18 protein-coding genes and 1 tRNA gene are annotated in these 18,928 nt (G+C 69.5%); 6 read left to right on the top strand and 13 right to left on the bottom strand.

What is annotated here, in order from left to right; translation table 11 throughout:
• Positions 1-87 precede the first annotated feature (87 nt).
• A tRNA-Met gene (locus AC3XYG_RS16020) sits at positions 88-162 on the bottom strand.
• A gap of 199 nt (positions 163-361) precedes the next feature.
• Between AC3XYG_RS16020 and AC3XYG_RS16015 the strand changes: the two genes are divergently transcribed.
• From AC3XYG_RS16015 to AC3XYG_RS16005, 3 genes are read left to right on the top strand one after another with little or no spacing between them, the layout of a single operon-like run.
• Positions 362-1,807: a M16 family metallopeptidase gene (locus tag AC3XYG_RS16015; protein WP_489140844.1), complete on the top strand. Its 1,446-nt coding sequence runs from the start codon at positions 362-364 to the stop codon at positions 1,805-1,807.
• Between the two features lie 23 nt (positions 1,808-1,830).
• On the top strand, positions 1,831-3,147 hold the full coding sequence (locus AC3XYG_RS16010; RefSeq protein ID WP_489140843.1) for a M16 family metallopeptidase: 1,317 nt from the start codon (positions 1,831-1,833) through the stop codon (positions 3,145-3,147).
• A gap of 31 nt (positions 3,148-3,178) precedes the next feature.
• Positions 3,179-4,090 (top strand): aldo/keto reductase, encoded by a 912-nt coding sequence (locus AC3XYG_RS16005; RefSeq protein ID WP_489140842.1) that lies wholly within the window; start codon positions 3,179-3,181, stop codon positions 4,088-4,090.
• 4 nt (positions 4,091-4,094) lie between these two features.
• Here AC3XYG_RS16005 and AC3XYG_RS16000 read toward each other — a convergent pair whose 3' ends face one another.
• Positions 4,095-5,015: a DMT family transporter gene (locus AC3XYG_RS16000; protein WP_489140841.1), complete on the bottom strand. Its 921-nt coding sequence runs from the start codon at positions 5,013-5,015 to the stop codon at positions 4,095-4,097.
• Positions 5,016-5,289: 274 nt separating this feature from the next.
• Here AC3XYG_RS16000 and AC3XYG_RS15995 point away from each other — a divergent pair, with 274 nt between their 5' ends.
• Positions 5,290-6,822, top strand: coding sequence for a class I adenylate-forming enzyme family protein (locus AC3XYG_RS15995; protein ID WP_489140840.1), 1,533 nt, complete (start codon positions 5,290-5,292; stop codon positions 6,820-6,822).
• Between the two features lie 52 nt (positions 6,823-6,874).
• Here AC3XYG_RS15995 and AC3XYG_RS15990 read toward each other — a convergent pair whose 3' ends face one another.
• The 6 genes from AC3XYG_RS15990 to AC3XYG_RS15965 form a co-directional block, all read right to left on the bottom strand.
• Complete coding sequence (locus AC3XYG_RS15990; RefSeq protein WP_489140839.1) at positions 6,875-7,177, bottom strand: SCP2 sterol-binding domain-containing protein; 303 nt, start codon at positions 7,175-7,177, stop codon at positions 6,875-6,877.
• Between the two features lie 38 nt (positions 7,178-7,215).
• A complete protein-coding gene (mnmA, locus tag AC3XYG_RS15985; protein ID WP_489140838.1) occupies positions 7,216-8,343 on the bottom strand; it encodes a tRNA 2-thiouridine(34) synthase MnmA in 1,128 nt (375 codons plus the stop codon).
• Between the two features lie 233 nt (positions 8,344-8,576).
• Positions 8,577-9,341, bottom strand: a complete 765-nt coding sequence (locus AC3XYG_RS15980; RefSeq protein ID WP_489140837.1) for an amino acid ABC transporter ATP-binding protein — start codon at positions 9,339-9,341, stop codon at positions 8,577-8,579.
• On the bottom strand, positions 9,338-10,300 hold the full coding sequence (locus tag AC3XYG_RS15975) for an amino acid ABC transporter permease (protein WP_489140836.1): 963 nt from the start codon (positions 10,298-10,300) through the stop codon (positions 9,338-9,340). Before AC3XYG_RS15975 ends, AC3XYG_RS15980 begins: the two co-directional genes overlap by 4 nt.
• Positions 10,297-11,190, bottom strand: coding sequence for an ABC transporter substrate-binding protein (locus AC3XYG_RS15970; RefSeq protein ID WP_489140835.1), 894 nt, complete (start codon positions 11,188-11,190; stop codon positions 10,297-10,299). Before AC3XYG_RS15970 ends, AC3XYG_RS15975 begins: the two co-directional genes overlap by 4 nt.
• A gap of 96 nt (positions 11,191-11,286) precedes the next feature.
• Positions 11,287-12,243, bottom strand: coding sequence for a type 2 periplasmic-binding domain-containing protein (locus AC3XYG_RS15965; protein WP_489140834.1), 957 nt, complete (start codon positions 12,241-12,243; stop codon positions 11,287-11,289).
• Positions 12,244-12,360: 117 nt separating this feature from the next.
• Between AC3XYG_RS15965 and AC3XYG_RS15960 the strand changes: the two genes are divergently transcribed.
• Together AC3XYG_RS15960 and AC3XYG_RS15955 are read left to right on the top strand one after the other, a co-directional pair.
• Entirely contained in the window at positions 12,361-13,713 is a 1,353-nt protein-coding gene (locus AC3XYG_RS15960) for an aminotransferase class I/II-fold pyridoxal phosphate-dependent enzyme (RefSeq protein WP_489140833.1), read from the top strand.
• 78 nt (positions 13,714-13,791) lie between these two features.
• Positions 13,792-14,598, top strand: coding sequence for an HpcH/HpaI aldolase family protein (locus tag AC3XYG_RS15955; RefSeq protein ID WP_489140832.1), 807 nt, complete (start codon positions 13,792-13,794; stop codon positions 14,596-14,598).
• A 15-nt stretch (positions 14,599-14,613) separates the two neighbouring features.
• Here AC3XYG_RS15955 and AC3XYG_RS15950 read toward each other — a convergent pair whose 3' ends face one another.
• The 5 genes from AC3XYG_RS15950 to AC3XYG_RS15930 all read right to left on the bottom strand — a co-directional run.
• Positions 14,614-15,444, bottom strand: a complete 831-nt coding sequence (locus AC3XYG_RS15950) for a carbohydrate ABC transporter permease (RefSeq protein WP_489140831.1) — start codon at positions 15,442-15,444, stop codon at positions 14,614-14,616.
• A complete protein-coding gene (locus AC3XYG_RS15945) occupies positions 15,441-16,382 on the bottom strand; it encodes a carbohydrate ABC transporter permease (RefSeq protein ID WP_489140830.1) in 942 nt (313 codons plus the stop codon). Before AC3XYG_RS15945 ends, AC3XYG_RS15950 begins: the two co-directional genes overlap by 4 nt.
• Positions 16,383-16,426: 44 nt before the next feature.
• Positions 16,427-17,644 carry an ABC transporter substrate-binding protein gene (locus tag AC3XYG_RS15940; RefSeq protein WP_489140829.1) on the bottom strand — a complete coding sequence of 406 codons (1,218 nt, stop codon included), beginning with the start codon at positions 17,642-17,644 and terminating at the stop codon, positions 16,427-16,429.
• A gap of 34 nt (positions 17,645-17,678) precedes the next feature.
• Positions 17,679-18,605, bottom strand: a complete 927-nt coding sequence (locus AC3XYG_RS15935; protein ID WP_489140828.1) for a sugar phosphate isomerase/epimerase family protein — start codon at positions 18,603-18,605, stop codon at positions 17,679-17,681.
• Positions 18,602-18,928: hypothetical protein (locus AC3XYG_RS15930; protein WP_489140827.1), on the bottom strand; the 327-nt coding region annotated here is incomplete at its 5' end. The genes AC3XYG_RS15935 and AC3XYG_RS15930, both read right to left, overlap by 4 nt.

The following is an 18,928-nucleotide window of genomic DNA, read 5'->3' as shown; positions in this document are numbered from 1 at the left end:
GAAAAAGGCGGAGAACCGGGATCGGTCTCTCCGCCTTGCAAGCCGTTGTCTCGACGCCAAGCCCGGCGGAAACGTCAGCGAATTCGATGGTAGCTGGGGAGGGATTTGAACCCCCGACCAAGGGATTATGATTCCCCTGCTCTACCACTGAGCTACCCAGCCATCGGGGCCGAGCGTATACGCGTCCGGCGCGGCTGCTGTCAAGCCGCCGGACCGGCGTCCGGACCGCGATGGCGGCAGCCATGTCGGCCCGTCATGCTGCCGCCACAGTATCGCGCTTCCTGGCATCAGGCGCGCAATCCTGTTGCGGGCCGGCTTGCGGCCACGGCGCCGCTTCCGCTACCAAGGCTGCATGACCGCAATGCGCTCCCCCATCGCCCGACCTGCCGCGGCCCTGGCCTCGGCGCAGGTCCTGTTCGCCGCCATGGCAGACCCGGCCCAGCAGCCCGCGGCCCCGCCCGCCGCGGCGCCGCCCGGCGGTGTCCTGCTGGCGGCGCCGGCGCCGCTGCCCGCCGGCTTCCGCATCGGCCCCAAGGCCGAAAGCTTCACCCTGGACAACGGGCTGCAATTCATCGTCATCCCGGCCGGCTTCGCGCCGGTCGTGACCCAGATGGTGTGGTACCGGGTCGGCGCGGCCGACGAGGCGCCTGGCCAGTCCGGCAACGCCCATTTCCTGGAACATCTGATGTTCCACGGCACCACATCGCACCCGCAGGGCTATTCGCAGGAGCTGGCGGCGCTGGGCGGGGTCGAGAACGCCTTCACCACGGCCGACTACACCGCCTATTTCCAGTCGGTGGCGAAGCAGAACCTGCCGCTGGTGATGCGCTACGAGGCCGACCGGATGCAGAACCTCGTGCTCGAGGAGAAGCGGGTCAACGCCGAGCGCGACGTGGTGCTGGAAGAACGGCGGATGCGGATCGAGAACGAGCCCTCGTCCCGGCTGGGCGAGGCGATGAACGCCGTGCTGTATCTCAACCACCCCTACCGGGCGCCGGTGATCGGCTGGCCGGAGGAGATCCAGGCGCTGCGGCGCGAAACTGCGCTGGCCTTCTATGACAAGTTCTACACCCCGAACAACGCCACCGTGGTGATCGCGGGCGATGTCGACCCGGCCGCGGTGCGCAAGCTGGCCGAGGAGATCTACGGCCCCGTCCGCCTCCGGGCCGAGCCGCCGCCGCGGGTGCGGCCGCAGGAGCCGGTGCCGCCGGCGCCGCGCCGGATCGACCTGACCGACGCCCGCGCCGGCCAGCCCTATCTGCGCCGCGACTATTTGGCCCCGTCGGCCGTCTCCGCCGCGCCGGGGGAGGCCGAGGCGCTGCAGGTGCTGGCCGCGGTGCTGTCCGGCGAGACCGGGCGGCTGTACGGCGCCCTTGTGACCGACCAGGGCAAGGCGGCCATGGCCGGCGCGTCCTATGACCCGGATGCCTTCGACTACAGCCCCTTCGCCGTCTACGCCGTGCCGCGCGACGGCGTGGCGCTGCCGGACCTGGAAGCGGCGATGGACACGGTGCTGGCCGGCATCCGCGACGGCACGGTGCCGGAGGAGGAGCTGGCCAGGGCCAAACGCCGCCTGCTGGCCGGTGCGGTCTACAGTCAGGACGATCCCGGCGCGCTGGCGCGCGTGTTCGGCGAGGCATCGGCGCTCGGCCGGCCGCTGGCCGACGTCCAGGGCTGGCCGGCCCGCATCGCCGCGGTGCAGGCGGCGGATGTGCAGAAGGCCGCCCGCACCTATCTGCAGCCCGCCCGCTCCGTCACCGGCACGCTGACCCGCCCGGCCGCTGCCGGCGAGACGAAGCAGCCATGAGCCCGCGCGTGAGGACCACACCGATGAAGCCGATGCTCTCCCCGCTGCGCAGTGCCCTGGTCGGGGTCGGGTTCCTGCTGGCCGCCGCGGCGCCGGCCGCCGCGACCACGATCGACAAGGTGGTCAGCCCGGGTGGGATCGAGGCCTGGCTGGTCGAGGACCACACCGTTCCCGTCATCACCGTGTCCTTCGCCATCGACGGCGGCTCGGCCCAGGACCCGGATGGCAAGCTCGGCCTGGCCTCGCTGCTGTCGGAGATGCTGACCGAAGGGGCGGGGCCCTATGATGCCGCCGGCTTCAAGACCGTGCTGGCCGACCGGTCGATCCAGATCGGCTTTGCGGCCTCGCAGGATTACGTCACCGGCCGGCTGAAGACGCTGAGCACCGAACGCGACGCCGGCTTCGAGCTGCTGCGCCTCGCCCTGGCCGAACCGCGGCTGGCGGCGGCCGATCTCGACCGGGTCAAGGCGTCGCGGCTGGCGGAGCTGAACTTCCAGGAGAACGATCCCGGCACCATCGCCGACGACCGCTGGTCGGCCGCCGCCTTCCCCGGCCATCCCTATGGCCGGCCGGGCATCGGCACCAAGGACAGCGTGGCCGCGATCGCGGTCGGCGACCTGCAGGATCTGCGCCGCCGGCTGTTCGCCCGCGACGGGCTGCGCCTGGCCGTGGTCGGCGACATCGATGCCGCGACGCTGAAGCAGGCGCTCGACCGCGTCTTCGGCGGCCTGCCGGCCAAGGGCGACCGCCGCGACGTGCCGGAGATCACGGCCAAGGATGCCGGCACCACCATGGTGCCGATGCCGGTGTCGCAGGCGGTGATCCAGCTCGGCTTCGCCGCCCCCCGGCGCGACGATCCCGACTATTTCCCGGCGATCGTGATGAACCACATCCTCGGCGGGTCGACCTTCACCTCGCGGCTGTACAAGGCGGTGCGCGAGCAGCGCGGCCTGGCCTATTCGGTCGACAGCGACATCATCCAGCTGCGGCACAGCGGCGTCCTGGTCATCATCGCCGGCACCCAGGCGGCGCGGGCGGGCGAAAGCCTGTCGGTGATCCGCGACGAGATCGCCCGGCTGGCGAAGGACGGCCCGACCGCGCAGGAGGTGGCCGAGGCCAAGAGCTACCTGATCGGCAGCTACCCTCTCGGCTTCGCCTCCTTCGACACGCTCGCCGGCTATGTGCTGCAGCTGCAGCTGGCCGGGCGCGGCCGTGACTTCATCGACCGCTATCCCGGGCTGATCGACGCGGTGACGGCGGACCAGGTCAAGGCCGCCGCCGCCAAGTTCCTGCAGGCCAAGGACCCGACCGCGCTGCTGGTCGGCGGGGCGGCGAGCTGACCGGCATCGCGACGACAGAGAGGTTCAGGCCATGACCCATGACCGGCGCATCACCCTGACCGCAGGCGGTCCGACGCTGTCGCGGCTGGTCTTCGGCGCCTGGCGGCTGCTGGACGGCCCGACCCGGCCCGATGCCGATGCGGTGGCTCGACTGATCGCCACCGCGGTCGATCTCGGCCTCACCAGCTTCGACCATGCCGACATCTATGGCGGCTATGCGGTGGAGGAAGCGTTCGGCGCCGGGCTCGCCCGCTGGGCCGGCCGGCGCGACGGCATCGAGCTGGTCAGCAAATGCGACATCATGCTGGTCTCCGGTGCCCGTCCGGACAACCGGCTGAAGCATTACGACACCGGCGCGGCCCATATCCGCGCCTCGGTCGACCGGTCGCTGCGCAACCTCGGCACCGACTATCTAGACCTTTTGCTGCTGCACCGGCCGGACCCGCTGCTGGATGCCGATGAGACGGCGGCGGCGCTGGACGGGCTGGTCAAGGCCGGCAAGATCCGCGCCGTCGGGGTGTCGAACTTCACCCCGTCGCAGATCGACCTGCTGGCCTCGCGGCTGTCCGCCCCACTGGCGACCAACCAGATCGAGATGTCGGTGCTGCGCACCGCGCCGCTGACCGATGGCAGCCTCAACCACGCCCAGCAGCATCGCTACGCGCCGATGATCTGGTCGCCGCTCGGTGGCGGCAGCCTGTTCACTGGCGCCGGCGCGCGGGACCAGGCGGTGCGGGCGGCGCTGGAAACCGTGGCCGAGGGCCGGGACCTCTCGGCCGTCGCCATCGCCTGGCTGCTGCGCCACCCCGCCCGGCTGGTGCCGGTGCTGGGCAGCCTGAAGCCGGAGCGGCTGGCGGCGATGATGGGGGCCCTCGACATCACGCTCGACCGCCAGCAATGGTTCGCCATCCTGGAGGCGAGCGAGGGGCGGGAGGTGGCCTGATTCGTCAGGCCGTCTGCGGCTTCGTCCGCTTGCGGCCCGGCAGGGTCATGGCGGCGACGCCGATCACCACCAGCACCAGCCCGGCCATGGCGGTCGAGGCCGGGGTTTCGCCCAGGAACACGGCGCCGATCGCGACGCCGACCGGCACCCGCAGATAAGCCTGGGCCATGGTGGCGACCGAGCCGAGCGACGCCAGCAGCTTGAAGTAGATCACGAAGGCCAGCGCGGTCGACACCAGCGCCAGGCCGAGCAGCGCGCCGACCGAACTGGCCGACGGCGCCAGGGCCCAGGGCCGGTCCAGCACCAGGCTCAGCGGGATCAGCATCGCGGCGCCGGACAGCATCGACCCGGCGGCCGGCACCATCGGGTCCAGCCCCTTGAAGTTGCGGCCGAAGATGGCGGCGATGGCGTAGCAGATGGTGGCCGCCACGATCGCCAGCTGCGGCAGCAGCTGCCGGCCGGCGCCGCCCAGCGCGTCCAGCCCGATCACCAGGCTGATGCCGGCGACCCCGGCGGCGACGCCGAACAGCTTGCGGCCGTTGACCGGCTCATGCCGGGTGATGCCCCAGGTGATCAGGAAGGTGAAGATCGGCGAGGTCGAGTTGAGGATCGCCGCCAGCCCGGCATCGACGCTGGTCTCGGCCCAGGCGATCAGGGTGAAGGGGATCACGCTGTTCATCACCGCCTGGAACGCGAACAGCCGCCAGGTCCGCCCGTCCGTCGGCAGGCGGATGCCGCGCAGCCGCAGCACCAGCAGCAGCACGCCGCCGGCGATGATCGTGCGCGCCGCGATCAGCGTCACCGGCGGGATGGTGGCGACACCCAGCTTGATGAAGGTGTAGGACGCGCCCCAGAGGGTGGCCAGCAGCGCCAGCAGCAGATAGTCGGTCACGGGCGGGCTCGGGCGGTCGGCGGTGGCGGACATCGGGGCATCCTCGGTCGTGTGGTGTCCCGACCTTGCCCTGCACGCAGGCCGATGTCGCGTGCGGACGCTGCGGTCTTCGTCGAAGTGTCGGGGCGAAGTGTCCGGGTTTCGGCCGTAACCGATCGGCCGGCTACGGACATCATCGTGCAATGGCGGCCCGGCACTCTTCCACGGACGCATGGCCTCCCGCGAGACGGCGGTGAGGTGCCACGCAGCACGCGGCCGCGTATCGACGGCCGCTTCGGACGCTCGCTGCCGCCCCAAGGATGAGACAATGACGGATCAGGATATCTGGGCGGCCCTGGCCGCCGGGACCGGCGCATCCGGGCTTTCCGGCCTCATGTTCGCGAAGGCGGCGGAGGATCCCGACGCCTTTTCCTTCCGGTTCGGCGAGGAAATCTGGACGCGCGGCCGTTTCGCGGCCGAGGTCGAGCGCGTCGCCCGGCGCTTGCTGGCGCTGGGGCTGCGTCCCGGCGATCGCCTGGCCCTCCACCTGAAAAACGGGCCGGAGCTGGCGATCGGCTATTTCGCCTGCTTCGCCACCGGCATCATCGCGGCGCCGATGAAGCCCGAATCCAAGGCGGCGGAGCTCGCGGCCCTGCTGCGGCGATTGCAGCCAGCCTTCTATATCGGACACCGCGACCTCGCGGAGCAGGCCGCCGGCATCGATGACTCGATCGTCCCGGCCGACCGGCGGCTGGAGATCGGCTCGCCGGCCGATCTCCAGGCCTGGTCGCGCGCAGCGGCCGACGGGCCCGCCCTGCCGTACTCGGTCGATCTGGCGGCGCCGGCCGTGCTGCTCACCACCTCCGGCACCACGGCGCAGCCGAAATTCGTCACCCACTCCCAGAGCACGCTGGCCCATGCGATGCATCAGGCGTCAGCGGTGCTGCAGGGCGGCGGTCAGAGGCTGGCGATCGGCAGCTCGATGGCGCACATGACCGCCTTCTTCACCACGACCCTGTGCCTGGCCATCGGCGCGTCGTTCGCGCTGATCGAGCGCTTCGATCCGGACCAGTTGCTCGATGCGATCGAACGCGACCGCTGCACCTTCATGATCGGCATGGCGTATATGTTCAGCGGCCTGATCGACGCCCAGGCGGCTCGGCCGCGCGATATAAGCTCGATCCATGCGTACATGCTCACGGGGGACGCCGTCTCGGTCGAGCTGCAGCAGCGGTTCAAGGCGATGTTCGGCCTGCGGCTGGCCTCCGTCTGGGGCATGACCGAGGTGGTCGGAAGCATGATGGCGGGCCCGTCCGACGGCTCGGTCTTCACCCCGGCCCCGGACGCCGAGTTCCGCCTGGTCGACGACGAGGACGAGCCGGTTGCGCCCGGCGAGACCGGGGAGCTGCTGCTGCGCGGCCCCAACATCGCCCTCGGCTACTGGGTCGGGTCGGGCCAGGTCGATGGCGGCCGGCGCGGCGGCTGGTTCCCGACCGGCGACCTGATGCACGCGGATGCGGACGGCAACCTCTGGTTCGTGTCACGCAAGAAGGAGCTGATCGTCCGTGGCGGCATCAACATCTCGCCGGTGGAGGTCGAGCAGGCCCTGATGTCGCATCCGGCCGTCCGGGATGCTGCCGCCATCGGCATCTCCGATGCCGTGCTCGGCCAGCGTGTCCAGGGGCTGGTGCAACTGACGAAGGGCCACGGGAACGACAACCTCCCCGGCATCATCGACCATGTCCGGGAGCGGCTGGCCGACTACAAGGTTCCGGAGATGCTGCAGGCGGTGGACTCCATCCCGCGCAACGCGCTGGGGAAGGTCGACCGCCGCGCGGCCTCGGCGCTGGGCCGGGCCTGATCTGCACTGGCCGGACCGGAGGCCTTCGACGCCTCCAGTCCGGCCGTCGATCTCAATCGTCCAGCAAGGCGGCCAGCTTCATGCCGACGGTCAGCGACCCGGTGGCTTTGATCTTGCCGGTCATGTAGGCCATGGTCGGGCTCAGGCTACGGTCGACCATGCGCCGCAGCGTCTCGAACTTCATGGTCAGGGTCACGTCGGCCGGGGCATCGCCGGTTGAAACGATGGGCGCCGGGCCGGTGCCGTCCAGCACGATGAACCCGTCGGCGCCGAGGTCGAACTTGACGCGGGCGTCGAGCGCGGGGCCACCGGCGGCGCGGCCGCGCACGGCTTCGGCGAGGGCGTCGAGCGACATGGGCAAAAATCCTTTCTACGCAGCGGGATAGCGGCAGGTCAGGCGGCGGCGCGTTCGGCCCGGGCGATGAAGCCGCCCCCGAGCACCCGGTCGCCGTCATAAAGCACAGCGGCCTGTCCGGGCGCCACCCCGTGCTGCGGTGCATGCAGCTCCAGCACCGCCGAATCCGCACCCGTCAGCCGCACCGTCGCCGGCACCGCCGCCTGGGCGGAGCGCAGCTTGACCTCGACCACGCGGCCCTCGGGGCCGGGCGGGGCGTCGAGCCAGTTCAGCTCGGCCAGCCCCACGCTGTGCCGGGCCAGCGCCGACCACGGGCCGACGATGACGCGCTTGGCCTCGGGGTCGAGGCGGATGACGTAGAGCGGTTCGTCATTCGACTTGCGGCCGCCGATGCCCAGGCCCTTCCGCTGGCCGATGGTGTAGTGGACGATGCCCTCGTGCCGGCCCAGCACGGTGCCGTCGAGATGCACGATCTCGCCCGCCCCAACGGCGCCGGGGCGCAGCCGCGCCACCACCTCGCCATAGCGGCCCTCGGGCACGAAGCAGATATCCTGGCTGTCCGGCTTGTCGGCGACGACCAGGCCCAGCCGCGCCGCCTCGGCCCGGGTCGCGGCCTTGGCGTTGCCGCCCAGCGGAAAGCGCAGGAAGTCCAGCTGTTCCGCCGTGGTGGCGAACAGGAAATAGCTCTGGTCCTTGGCCGCGTCGACGGCGCGATGCAGCTCCGGCCCCTGCGGCCCCTCGACCCGGCGGACATAGTGGCCGGTGGCCAGGCAGTCGGCGCCCAGGTCGCGCGCGAAGTCCATCAGGTCGCGGAACTTGACCTTCTGGTTGCAGCGGATGCAGGGGATCGGCGTTTCGCCGCGCAGGTAACTGTCGGCGAAATCATCCATCACCGCCTGGCCGAAGCGGCTCTCGTAATCCAGCACGTAATGCGGGAAGCCGATCCGGTCGGCGACCGTGCGGGCGTCATAGATGTCGGCCCCGGCGCAGCAGGCGCCCTTGCGCTGGATGGCGATGCCGTGGTCGTACAGCTGCAGCGTGATGCCGACGACGTCATAGCCCTGCTCGGCGAGCTGGGCTGCGACGACGGAGCTGTCCACGCCGCCGGACATGGCGACGACGACGCGGGTCGCGGCGGGGGGCTTATCGAAACCGAGTGAGTTCATGGCGAGGCCAATATAGGGATCGCGGCCGGTTTCGAAAACCTGCCGTATCGGCGGGCCGGGTATTCGGGCGTCGGGAAGGTTTTCTCAAATTGTCATGCCACGGCTTGACCGTGGCATCCAGGGGCCGCTGGCACTGCTCTTGAAAGCCCCTGGATTGCCGGGTCAAGCCCGGCAATGACAGGAAGAGGGGGCGTATCTCCAATCAAACGTCACGGCATTCCCGACGAGAGCCGTCAGATGAACCGCGCCAGGAACGCCCTCGTGCGGGGGTGCTTTGGCGCGACCAGCACCTCGCCGGGCGGCCCGGCCTCGACCACCACGCCGCCATCCATGAACACCACCCGGTCGGCCGCGTCACGGGCAAAGCCGATTTCATGCGTCACCACGATCATGGTCAGGCCCTGGCCGGCCAGGTCGCGCATCGTGGTCAGCACCTCGCCGACCAGCTCCGGGTCCAAGGCCGAGGTCGGCTCGTCGAACAGGATCAGCTCGGGCTTGATCGCCAGCGCCCGCGCGATGGCGACGCGCTGCTGCTGGCCGCCGGACAGCTGGCGCGGGAACGCCGCGGCCTTTTCCGCCAGCCCGACCTTGGCCAGCAACTCCCTGGCGTGGCGTTCCGCCTCGGCCCGGCTGCGGCCATGGATGCCGATCGGCGCCTCGACGATGTTCTCCAGCACGGTCATGTGCGGGTACAGGTTGAACTGCTGGAACACCATGCCGATGCGGCTGCGCTGCCGGGCGACGGCGCGGGCCGGCAGCTTGTGCAGGTGGCCGTGTCGCAACTCGTAGCCGATCTGCTCCTCGCCCAGCCGGATCGACCCGGCGTTCATCTGCTCGAGCTGGTTGATGCAGCGCAGCAGGGTGGATTTGCCGGAGCCGGAGGGACCGAGGATGACCACGACCTCGCCGGCCTGCACGTCGAGATCAATGCCGCGCAGCACTTCATGGTCGCCATAGGATTTGTGGACCCCGCGGATGCGGACCAGGGGCGCCGTCATCGTGCATCCCCCGTCTCGACGATGTCATCCGTCGCGGCGGCCGGGCGTGCGCCCTTGGTCGGCAACGCATGGCGCTCGCCGCGGCCGTAATACTGTTCGATGGCGGACTGGCCGACATTCAGGATCGAGGTGATCAGCAGGTACCACAGCACCGCCACCAGCAGCAGCGGGATGACCTCGAAGGTGCGGTTGTAGACCGCCTGGGCGGAATACAGCAGGTCGCCCATGGCGATGACGCTGACCAGCGAGGTCGCCTTGATCATGCTGATCAGCTGGTTGCCGGAGGGCGGCACGATCGACCGCATGGCCTGGGGGATGATGATACGACGCAGGGCGCGCGCCCGGGTCATGCCGAACGCCTCCGCTGTCTCGTACTGGCCGCGGTCGACCGACAGCAGGCCGCCGCGGATGATCTCGGCCATGTAGGCGGCCTCGTTCAGCGACAGGCCGGCGATCGCCGCGGTCAGCGGCGTGATCAGGTCGTTGGTCTTCCAGGAGGCGAATTCCGGCCCGAACGGGATGCCGATCGACAGGGTCGGGAACAGGGTCGACAGGTTGTACCAGAAGATCAGCTGCACCAGCAGCGGCGTGCCGCGGAAGAACCAGATGTACAGGCCGGCCAAGGTGCGCGGCAGCCGGTTGGCCGACAGCCGCGCCACCGCCAGCAGCAGGCCGATCCCGGTGCCGATCAGCATCGACACGACAGTCAGCCCAAGCGTGACCGACAGGCCGCGCAGGATCGAGCCGGCGGTGAACCACTGGCCGACCACCTCCCATTCGAAATTCGGGTTGCGGGCGACCACCCAGGCGGCCGCCGCGGCCACCGCAATGGTCAGGATCCACAGCGCCCACAGGCCATAGCCGATCGGCCGGCGGGCGCGGGCGACGTCGCGCAGGCGGGCTTCCGCCGCGTCGTTATCGCCGCCGGCGGCCGGGGCGGTCCCGACGCCACCGGTCACTTCGGCGGGGCCCCGGCCAGGTTGAGGCCCGGGGCCTTCAGCATGTTGCCGTCGAGACCCCATTTCTTCATCACGGCGGCGTAGGTGCCGTTGTCGAACAGGGTCTGGTAGCCGGCCAGCACGACCCCGCCGAGCTCCGACCCCTTGGCCACCACGGTGCCCTGGTACAGGTTGTGGAAGCCGTTGGGCTGGCCGGTGCCGGCCAGCTCCATCTGGCCCTTGGACTGCTGGATGAAATAGGTCAGCGGCGCCTGGGACGAGAAGAAGGCGTCCGCCCGCTTCGATCGCACCGCCAGGATCGCGGTCGGCTGGTCGGGGTAGGACTGCACCTCCAGCGCCGGCTTGCCGGCCTTCTCGCACGCCTCGGCCTGGGCCTTGATCACCTTCTCGGCCGATCCCGCGGCCATCACCGCGATCTTCTGGCCGCAGGTGTCTTCCACCGAATGGATGCCGGTCGGGTTGCCGGCCTGCACGGCGAAGACGACGAACTCCTGGACGTAGTCGACGAAGTCGTTCGCCGCCTCGCGCTCCGGGAAATCGCCGATCGGGCCGGACGCCATCTGGTAGCGGCCGGCCTTGATGCCGCTCAGGATCGCCGCCAGGCCGCTGACCGTCTCGTGCCGGACCTTGACGCCCAGCAATTGGCCCAGCGCGTCCGTCAGGTCGGCGCTGGCACCGGTCAGGGTCTGGTCGTCGCCGACGATCTCATAGGGCGGGAAGGACCCGCTGTTGACCGAGACCAACTCGCCGGCATCCAGGATCTCCTTCGGCAGCTTGGCCCGCAGCGCCTCGTCGACCTTCTGCGGCGGAACAGCATCCTGTGCCAGGGCCGGCGTGGTGCCGAGCAGGGCGGCCAGGAGGGCGGTGCACATCAGAGTTCTTGTCTGCATTTTTTGTCTCCCCGTTTGATGGTGGCCGTTTGATTTGAACAGCTTCAAGCGGCGGCAAGCTCCGGCGTGGCTCTCATCTCATGGTGCCATGCCCGGTCACGACGGCAAGCCGGGGAACAGGTCCCGCGGCGACAGCCGGGCCGTGGTCAGCTCCTGCGCCTGCAGCTCGGCGATGAAATCGGCCAGCATCGCCTCGTTGGCGGCGAAGCCGTTGCGGTCCCAACCGGCGGGCAGGTCGCGGGCGACCTGGCGCAGCTCGTCCAGGATCCACGGCGTGGTCTCGGCGTATTTGATGCGCTTGTCGATCCACAGCCGCGCCGACTCGTCCAGCACCGCGCTCAGCGCCTGCGGCAGCCACGGGTGGTCGCGCACGATCGCGGGCTTGATGCCGAGCAGATGGATGCCGGGGACGTAGCCGACCTCCCGGGCGTAGGCGATTTCGGCGGCACGGAAATCCGGTAGCAGCTGGCGGAACGGCGACGCCGCCTCGAAGAACCCCGGCGGCATGAACGGCGTGAACACGGCGTCCAGCCCGCCCGTTTCCAGCAGCTCCAGCATCGGCCGTTCACCCGGCACCGCCTCGATCCGGCCGGGCCGGCCGAAGCCGCCGAGCCGGTCGGTGATCGGATGCGCCTCGGACAACCGACCGACGAACCAGCTTGCGTCGTTGATGCCGACGCCAACCCGCCGCAGCAGGGCGCGGGTCCAGGTGTTGCCGGAATCCTGCCAGCCGGTCAGGCCGATGCGCTTGCCGGCCAGCTGCGCCAGATCGGTCAGGCCGCTGGTCTTGGCGGTGATGATGCAGCGGTGGCGGAAGCCCCGCATCAGGAAGTGCGGCACGCCTGATATGGCGGTCTCGCCGCGGGCCCGGCCGAGCGTGTAGCGGCTCAGCGACACCTCGCCGGCGTCGTAGACGGGGTCGCTGCCCAGGTCTTCCGGCAGCGTGCCGACCCGGTCGATCTGCAGCGTGAAGCCCTCGGGGCTGATATCGCCGAGCGCCAGGGGCGTGAGCCAATCCCAGTCGCGCAGTGCCAGCCTGATCGCAATCGCCATCCTGAAGCCTCTGTCGGGATACAGGCGCGGCCGGCCTTGCAGCCCGCCCTTTTTTCCACGATTAAATGTTCAGTCGATGCCGTACAATGATTGTTATGACACTGAACAAAGTTTGCGATGCGTGAGCCGATCACGGCCGAATGGCTCGCCGCCCGGCTGAAAGACCGGTCGATGCGGGGCATCGCCACCGAAACCGGGGCGCTGATCCGGTCCGGCGCCATCGCGGTCGGAACCAGGCTGCCATCGGTGCGCGACCTTGCCCTGGCCCTCGGCGTCAGCCCCGCCACCGTCTCCACGGCGTGGAGCGACCTGCGCAAGTACAAGGTCATCAGCGGGCGCGGCCGCACCGGGATCCAGGTGTGCGGCGACCAGACCCATCTGCGGCCGGTGCGCTACCAGGAGGCCGGGCATTTCCGGGTCGACGCGCTGGATCTGACGCTGGCCGCGCCGGACCCAACGCTGCTGCCGCCGCTGGCGGAGGCGCTGGCCCGCGGCGCGCGGGCCTCCGACCTGAACAGCTATCGCCGGGTGCCGATCGTCGACAACCTGGCGGCGGCGGCCGGCGCCGACTGGGCCTACCGGCCGGAGGCGGTTCTGGCGGCCAATGGTGGCTACGAGGCCGTTTATGTCACGGTGCAGACCCTGATCCGGCCGGGATCGGTGGTGGCGGTCGAGGATCCGACGGCGATGCGGCTGCTCGACATCCTGGACAATGCCGGCGCCCAGCTGATCCCGGTCGCCTGCGACGAACAGGGGCCGCTGCCGGCCGCGCTCGCCGCCGCTTTGGCCAAGGCGCCGGCGGCCTTCCTGTACCAGCCGCGCACCCATTCGGTGACCGGGCGGATGGTCGACCCACGGCGGCTGGATGAGCTGGCCCGGGTGCTGCGCGGCAGCGACACGCTGGTGATCGAGGATGACGGGGTGGGCGACGTCTCGGCGGCGCCGCCCGCCAGCCTCGGCGGCGTGTTCCCGGATCGCACCGTGCACATCCGGTCCTATTCCAAATCGCTCGGCCCCGACCTGCGCGTCGCCGTGCTGTCCGGCTCCGCCGCCATCGTCGGCCAGATCCAGGCCTATCGCAGCTTCGGCGCCGGCTGGACCAGTCGGGTGCTGCAGGAAGCGACGGCCTGGCTGATCGGCGATGCCGCCACCACGGCGCTGGTCGACCGGGCGCGGCAGGTCTATGGCGCACGGCGCCGGGCCCTGATCGCCGCGCTGCGCATCCGCGGCATCGCGGTGCCCAACCGGGACGGGCTGTGCCTGTGGCTGCCGGTGCGGTCGGAACAATTCGCCCTGGTCACCCTGGCGGCGCGCGGTATCGCCGTCGGCCGCGGCGCCAATTACAGCCCGCAGCCCGGCCAGCACATCCGCGTCGCCACCAGCCTGCTGACGGAAGGGGTGGAGGCGGTGGCCGACGCGCTGGCGCTGACCGACCCGGAACAGGCGCGCAGCCGGTTCCATCCGCATTAGCAGCCCTGCATTCCCAGCGTATTGTCCGACATGACTCGGCGGCCCTACACTTCCGCAAAAGCAAGGAGGATCCCCGGAATGTTTCGCCCCAACAGGCTGAAGGAACGACTGCGGCGCGGCGACAAGCTGTTCGGCGCCTGGGTTGGCAGCGGCTCGCCCACGGTGGCCGAGATCATGGCCCATGCCGGCTTCGACTTCGTCATCCTGGACACCGAGCACGGGCCCGGCGGCATCGACGAGACCATCAACCTGCTGCGCGCGGTGCAGGCGTCGGATACCCCGGCCGTGGTGCGGGTGCCGGCGCGTGACCCGGTCTGGCTGAAGCGGGTGCTGGATGCCGGCGCCGACAGCCTGATGGTGCCGATGATCGAAAGCGCGGCGGATGCCGAGGCCCTGGTCCGAGCCTGCCGCTATCCCCCGGCCGGCCGCCGCGGCTATGCCGCCGGCGCGGTGCGCGCCTCGACCTACGGGTTCGAGCCGGACTACATGCGCAAGGCCAATGACAACCTGCTGCTGCTGGCCCAGATCGAATCCAAGGACGCGGTGCCCCATGCCGCTGATATCGCCCGGGTCGACGGCATCGACATGGTGTTCATCGGCCCCAACGACCTCGCCGGCTCGATCGGCCTGCTGGAGGAACTGCACGACCCGAAGGTACAGGCGCTGGTGAAGCAGATCGAGGACGCGGTGCGGCCGACCGGCAAGCCGCTCGGCACCGTGCCCAGCTCGGCCTCGACCTGGGCCGAGCTGTTCGACCGCGACTACCGCATGGTGACCGGCGGCGGCGACGTGCCCTATCTGCGCCAGGCGGCTTCGGAGTCGGTGGCGGCGTACACGGCCTATCGCGAGGGCGCCGGCAAGGGCACCAAGGGCGGCGGCTACTGACGGGAAGCGGGGGCGCTACTTCAGCGCCCCCGCGGTCAGGCCGCTGACGATCCGGCGCTGCAGCAGGGCGAAGACGATCAGGATCGGCGTCACATAGATCGCCGCATAGGTCATGATCCCGCCCCAGTCATTGGTGTTCGGGCCCATGAAGGCGGACAGGCCGACGGTCGCGGTCTGCAGGTTTTCCGCTGAGATCAGCGAGCGCGAATAGACGTATTCGCCGAAGGATTGCAGGAAGATCAGCACCGAGACGACCAGGATGCCGTTGCGGGCCAGCGGGATCATGATCTTCAGGAAGGCGCCGATGCGCGAGGCGCCGTCGACCCGCGCCGCATCCTCCAGCTCGCGCGGCACCTGCAGGAAGGTCGACCGGCACAGCACGATGTACAGCGGCAGCACTTTGGCGGTCTGCGCCAGCACCACGGCGAAGCGCGGGGTCTCCAAGAGGCCGACCTGGTTGAAGGCGACGAAGATCGGCGTGACCATCAGCGACGGCGGCAGCACCTGCAGCATCAGCACCAGGAACAGGGCCACCGCGGTCCAGGCATTGCGGTGGCGCGACAGGGCATAGGCGGCGCCGGTGCCGATCAGCGTCGCCACCGCCGTGGTGCCGACCGCGATCAGCAGCGAGTTCCACAGGTACCGGTCCATCGCGTGCTCGACGAAGATCTTGCCGAACTGCCATTGCGGGTCGCTCGGCCAGAAGCTCGGCGGGAAGCGGAAGATCTCGGTGCCCGATTTCAGCGCGGTGACGTACATCCAGTACAGCGGGAACAGGTAGATGCCTGCGAACACCAAGGCCAGGGCGAGCAGGACGAAGGGCTTGACCGATCCGCCGCGCCTCATGCCCGCTGCTCCTGCCCGGTCGAGCGGACATAGAGCGCCGCGACCAGGATCACCACCGCGATCATCAGCACGGCGACGACGCTGCCGGCCGAGATCTCATAGGTCTGGAACGACATCTGCCAGGACCAGTATTGCGCGACGTTGGAGGCGTTGGCCGGGCCGCCCTGGGTCAGCGCCGCGATCAGGTCGAATTGCTGCAGCGTGAAGATGATGCCCAGCGCCACCACGGCACCGAGGGTCGACCGCATCATCGGCAGGGTGATGTGCAGGAAGCGCCTTCCGGCCCGGGCGCCGTCGATCTCCGCCGCCTCGTACAGGTCGCGCGGGATCGCCGCCAGCCCGACCGACAGCAGGATCATGTTGAATGGGATGCCCAGCCAGATGTTGGCGATGATCACGGCGAACAGCGCGACACCGGGGTCGGACAGCCAGAAGATCTTGCCACCGGTCAAATGCAGGCTGGTCAGGGCATAGTTCAGCACGCCGAAATCGCCGGCGAAGATCCATTTCCAGATCGCGCCGACCACCAACGCCGGCATGATCCAGCCGGCCAGGAACAGGCCGCGGATATAGGTCGCGCCGGGGAAAGGCTGCTGGAAGAACAGCGCCAGGCCGAAGCCGATGGCGAGCTGGAAGGTGATCGACAGCACCACGAAGATCACCGTGTTCTTCAGGATCTGCAGCGCCTCCGGCCGGCTGAACACGTCGCGGTAATTGTCCAGCCCGGCGAAGGGCCGGTCGAAGGACGCCAGCGAGAACATGTCGACCTGCTGCAGCGACATCACCAGGGTGTACAGCAGCGGGAACGCGGCGAAGACCAGGAGATAGCCGACCGCCGCCAGCACCAGCACGACATCGAAGCCGCTGCCGTCCCGCAGGGTGCGCAGCAGGGGCAGGCGTCTCCAGCTTCGGTCGTGGTCAGCGTCCCGAGTCCCCACTGCGCGAGGGGGACTCGTTGCTGCCGCGATGGTGCCGCCCTTTCTCACTTCTTCAGCACGCGGTCGATCGTCGTCTGCGCCGTCTGCAGCGCGGTCTTCGGGTCCGACTGATGGGTCAGGGCCGACTGGATCGCGGTCTGGATCGCCTTGGAGATCTTCGGCCAGTCCGGGTTCGGGCCGCGCGGCCGGGCGGTCTGCATCTGCTCGGTGAACACGGCATAGGCCTTGGGCCATTGCGGCGCGTCGGCCTTGGCGTTCTGGATCGGCGGCAGCAGGCCGAACTCGTTCCAGATCCTGTGGTTCTGGGCATAGATGTATTCGAGCAGCATGAACGCCTCCTGCGGGTGCTTGGAGGTCTTGAAGATCGCGTTGTTGAAGTCGCCCAGCGCCGAGGCGCGCGGGCTGCCGTCCTTCTCCACCGGCAGCAGGGCGACCCGCCAGTCGAACTTCGCCTCCTTGGCCATGCGCGGCAGCTCCCACGGGCCGGAAATGGCCATGGCGGCGTTGCCGGCGTTGAAGGTGCCGGTCGAATCGTTCTGGCTGCGGATCAGCGTGTCGGGCGACGCCAGCTTCTCGTCCAAGAGCTTCTGCCAGAACTCCAGCGCCCGAATTGCGCCGTCGCCGCCGATACTGTCGTAGTCGGACCCGGCGGTCTGGGCGAAGGGCAGGAACTGGAAGGTGCCTTCCTCCGACCCGATGGCGGAGAAGGCCAGGCCATAGACGTTCTTTGCCGGGTCGGTCAGCGTTTTTGCCGCCTGGTACAGCTGGTCCCAGGTCTGCGGTGCCTTGTCGGGGTCGAGGCCCGCCGCCTTGAACATGTCGGCGTTGTAGTAGAGGGCCAGGGTGTTGGAGGCGCGCGGGATGGCATACAGCTCGCCATCCCACGTCGCCGAGTTGCGCGGCCCGGGATAGAAGGCATCGGCCTTGATCACCTGCGACTGCGCCACGAGGGGCGACAGGTCCAGCAAGACTCCGCGTGACGAGAACATCGCCGTTTCCGGGTTGTCGATGCCGATGATATCGGGGGCGGAGCCGGCGGCGTAGGCGCGCATCACGTCGTTCACCACATCGGCGAAGTTGACGTGCTTGATGTTGACGGTGATGTCGGGGTGCTGGGCCGCGAACTCCTTGGCCAGTACATAGGTGAACTCGCCCTCGTCGTCATGGGTCCAGACCTCCAGCGTCACCGGTTCGGCCCGGGCGAGGATCGGGAAGGCCAGAAGGGCGGCGGTTCCCAACAAAAGTCGCAGGGTCCTGGACATGAGCTTCCTCCACTGTTGATTGATTGCTTGACCCTTACTGCGGATTGGCGATGAACCCCCCGCCGCGGCAGCGCTGGAGATGGCGCAGGCCTTCGACTTGGCCGGTCATCTCCAGATCGCCGCGATAGACCGGGTCGTGCCAGCCCTCGATGTCGATCGATCCCCGGAAGCCGCCCAACCGCAGCTCGGTGATCACCCGGGTCCAGTCGGTGTCGCCGAAGCCGGGGGTGCGGTGGAAGGCGAAGGGCACGCGGCCATGCACGCCGTGCTCCTTGACCACATCCCAGCGCACCGTCGCGTCCTTGCCGTGGACGTGGAAGATCTTTGGCGCCCAGCGGCGGATCTGCGGCACCGGGTCGATCAGGTAGTACAGCTGGTGGCAGGGCTCCCATTCCAGGCCCAGATTGTCGTCCGGCAGGGCGTCGAACATCAGCTCCCAGGCCGCCGGGTTGTGGGCGATGTTCCAGTCGCCGGTCTTCCAGCTGCCCTCCATCGGGCAGTTCTCGAAGGCCAGGCGCACGCCCTTGTCGGCCGCCCGCTTCGCCAGCCGGCCGAACACCTCCTTGAAGCGCGGCAGGCTCTCTTCCAGCGGCTTGCCGCGCACCCGGCCGGTGAAGCCGGAAACGACATCGGTGCCGAACAGGTGGGCGTGGTCGATCATCGCTTCCCAGCCGGCCAAGGTCTCGCGGTCCAGCGCCTGGTCCTCCAGCGGGTTGCCGAAGATGCCGAGCGCCCCGATGGTGACGCCGCTGTCGCCGATCGCCTCGCGGATCTGGCCGGCCAGGCGCGGGATGTCCTTGCCGCCCAGCGTCTGCCAGAAGAACGGCTCGATGCTCTCGAAGCCGTGGGCGATGATCTGCCTGACATAGCCGGCGGGGTCCTCGGCATTGGCCCGGACCATGGTGCCGATGCGGATGTCCTGATGCCCGGTTCGCGCGGGCGGGGTCTGTTGGGTGCTCATGCTTCCTCGGTGGTCGGGATGGCCACGCGGCGGCCCTGGCGCGCGCTGTCGATCGCGGCGAAGACCATGGCGAGGCTGTGGATGTTCTGGTGGCCGACGGTTTCGGGTTCGGTGCCGGCGCGGACCGCGTCGACGAAATCGCGCATGACCCCGAGATGGCCGCCAACCCGGTCGGCCGGGTCCAGCGGCGGCACCGCGATCGCTGCGGGGGCGAAGAACAGGCCGTCGCGCTGGTCCGTCGCCACCTCGGCCCGGAACTCCTCGGCGCCGTCCCAGCTCAGGCTGCCCTTGGTGCCGGTCAGGCGCCAGGCGCTCTCCCAGCT

Source organism: Inquilinus sp., assembly GCF_057815775.1.
This window is presented reverse-complemented; position numbering and strand designations above follow the sequence as displayed.

What these genes read in the sequence shown, in the direction of transcription:
- AC3XYG_RS15965 (WP_489140834.1), bottom strand. Translation starts at nt 12,243, where the DNA reads ATGGCGATTGCGATCAGGCTGGCACTGCGCGACTGGGATTGGCTCACG.
- AC3XYG_RS15960 (WP_489140833.1), top strand. Translation starts at nt 12,361, where the DNA reads ATGCGTGAGCCGATCACGGCCGAATGGCTCGCCGCCCGGCTGAAAGAC.
- AC3XYG_RS16000 (WP_489140841.1), bottom strand. Translation starts at nt 5,015, where the DNA reads ATGTCCGCCACCGCCGACCGCCCGAGCCCGCCCGTGACCGACTATCTG.
- AC3XYG_RS15940 (WP_489140829.1), bottom strand. Translation starts at nt 17,644, where the DNA reads ATGTCCAGGACCCTGCGACTTTTGTTGGGAACCGCCGCCCTTCTGGCC.
- AC3XYG_RS15970 (WP_489140835.1), bottom strand. Translation starts at nt 11,190, where the DNA reads ATGCAGACAAGAACTCTGATGTGCACCGCCCTCCTGGCCGCCCTGCTC.
- mnmA (WP_489140838.1), bottom strand. Translation starts at nt 8,343, where the DNA reads ATGAACTCACTCGGTTTCGATAAGCCCCCCGCCGCGACCCGCGTCGTC.
- AC3XYG_RS15955 (WP_489140832.1), top strand. Translation starts at nt 13,792, where the DNA reads ATGTTTCGCCCCAACAGGCTGAAGGAACGACTGCGGCGCGGCGACAAG.
- AC3XYG_RS16005 (WP_489140842.1), top strand. Translation starts at nt 3,179, where the DNA reads ATGACCCATGACCGGCGCATCACCCTGACCGCAGGCGGTCCGACGCTG.
- AC3XYG_RS15990 (WP_489140839.1), bottom strand. Translation starts at nt 7,177, where the DNA reads ATGTCGCTCGACGCCCTCGCCGAAGCCGTGCGCGGCCGCGCCGCCGGT.
- AC3XYG_RS16015 (WP_489140844.1), top strand. Translation starts at nt 362, where the DNA reads ATGCGCTCCCCCATCGCCCGACCTGCCGCGGCCCTGGCCTCGGCGCAG.
- AC3XYG_RS16010 (WP_489140843.1), top strand. Translation starts at nt 1,831, where the DNA reads ATGAAGCCGATGCTCTCCCCGCTGCGCAGTGCCCTGGTCGGGGTCGGG.
- AC3XYG_RS15935 (WP_489140828.1), bottom strand. Translation starts at nt 18,605, where the DNA reads ATGAGCACCCAACAGACCCCGCCCGCGCGAACCGGGCATCAGGACATC.
- AC3XYG_RS15995 (WP_489140840.1), top strand. Translation starts at nt 5,290, where the DNA reads ATGACGGATCAGGATATCTGGGCGGCCCTGGCCGCCGGGACCGGCGCA.
- AC3XYG_RS15950 (WP_489140831.1), bottom strand. Translation starts at nt 15,444, where the DNA reads ATGAGGCGCGGCGGATCGGTCAAGCCCTTCGTCCTGCTCGCCCTGGCC.
- AC3XYG_RS15980 (WP_489140837.1), bottom strand. Translation starts at nt 9,341, where the DNA reads ATGACGGCGCCCCTGGTCCGCATCCGCGGGGTCCACAAATCCTATGGC.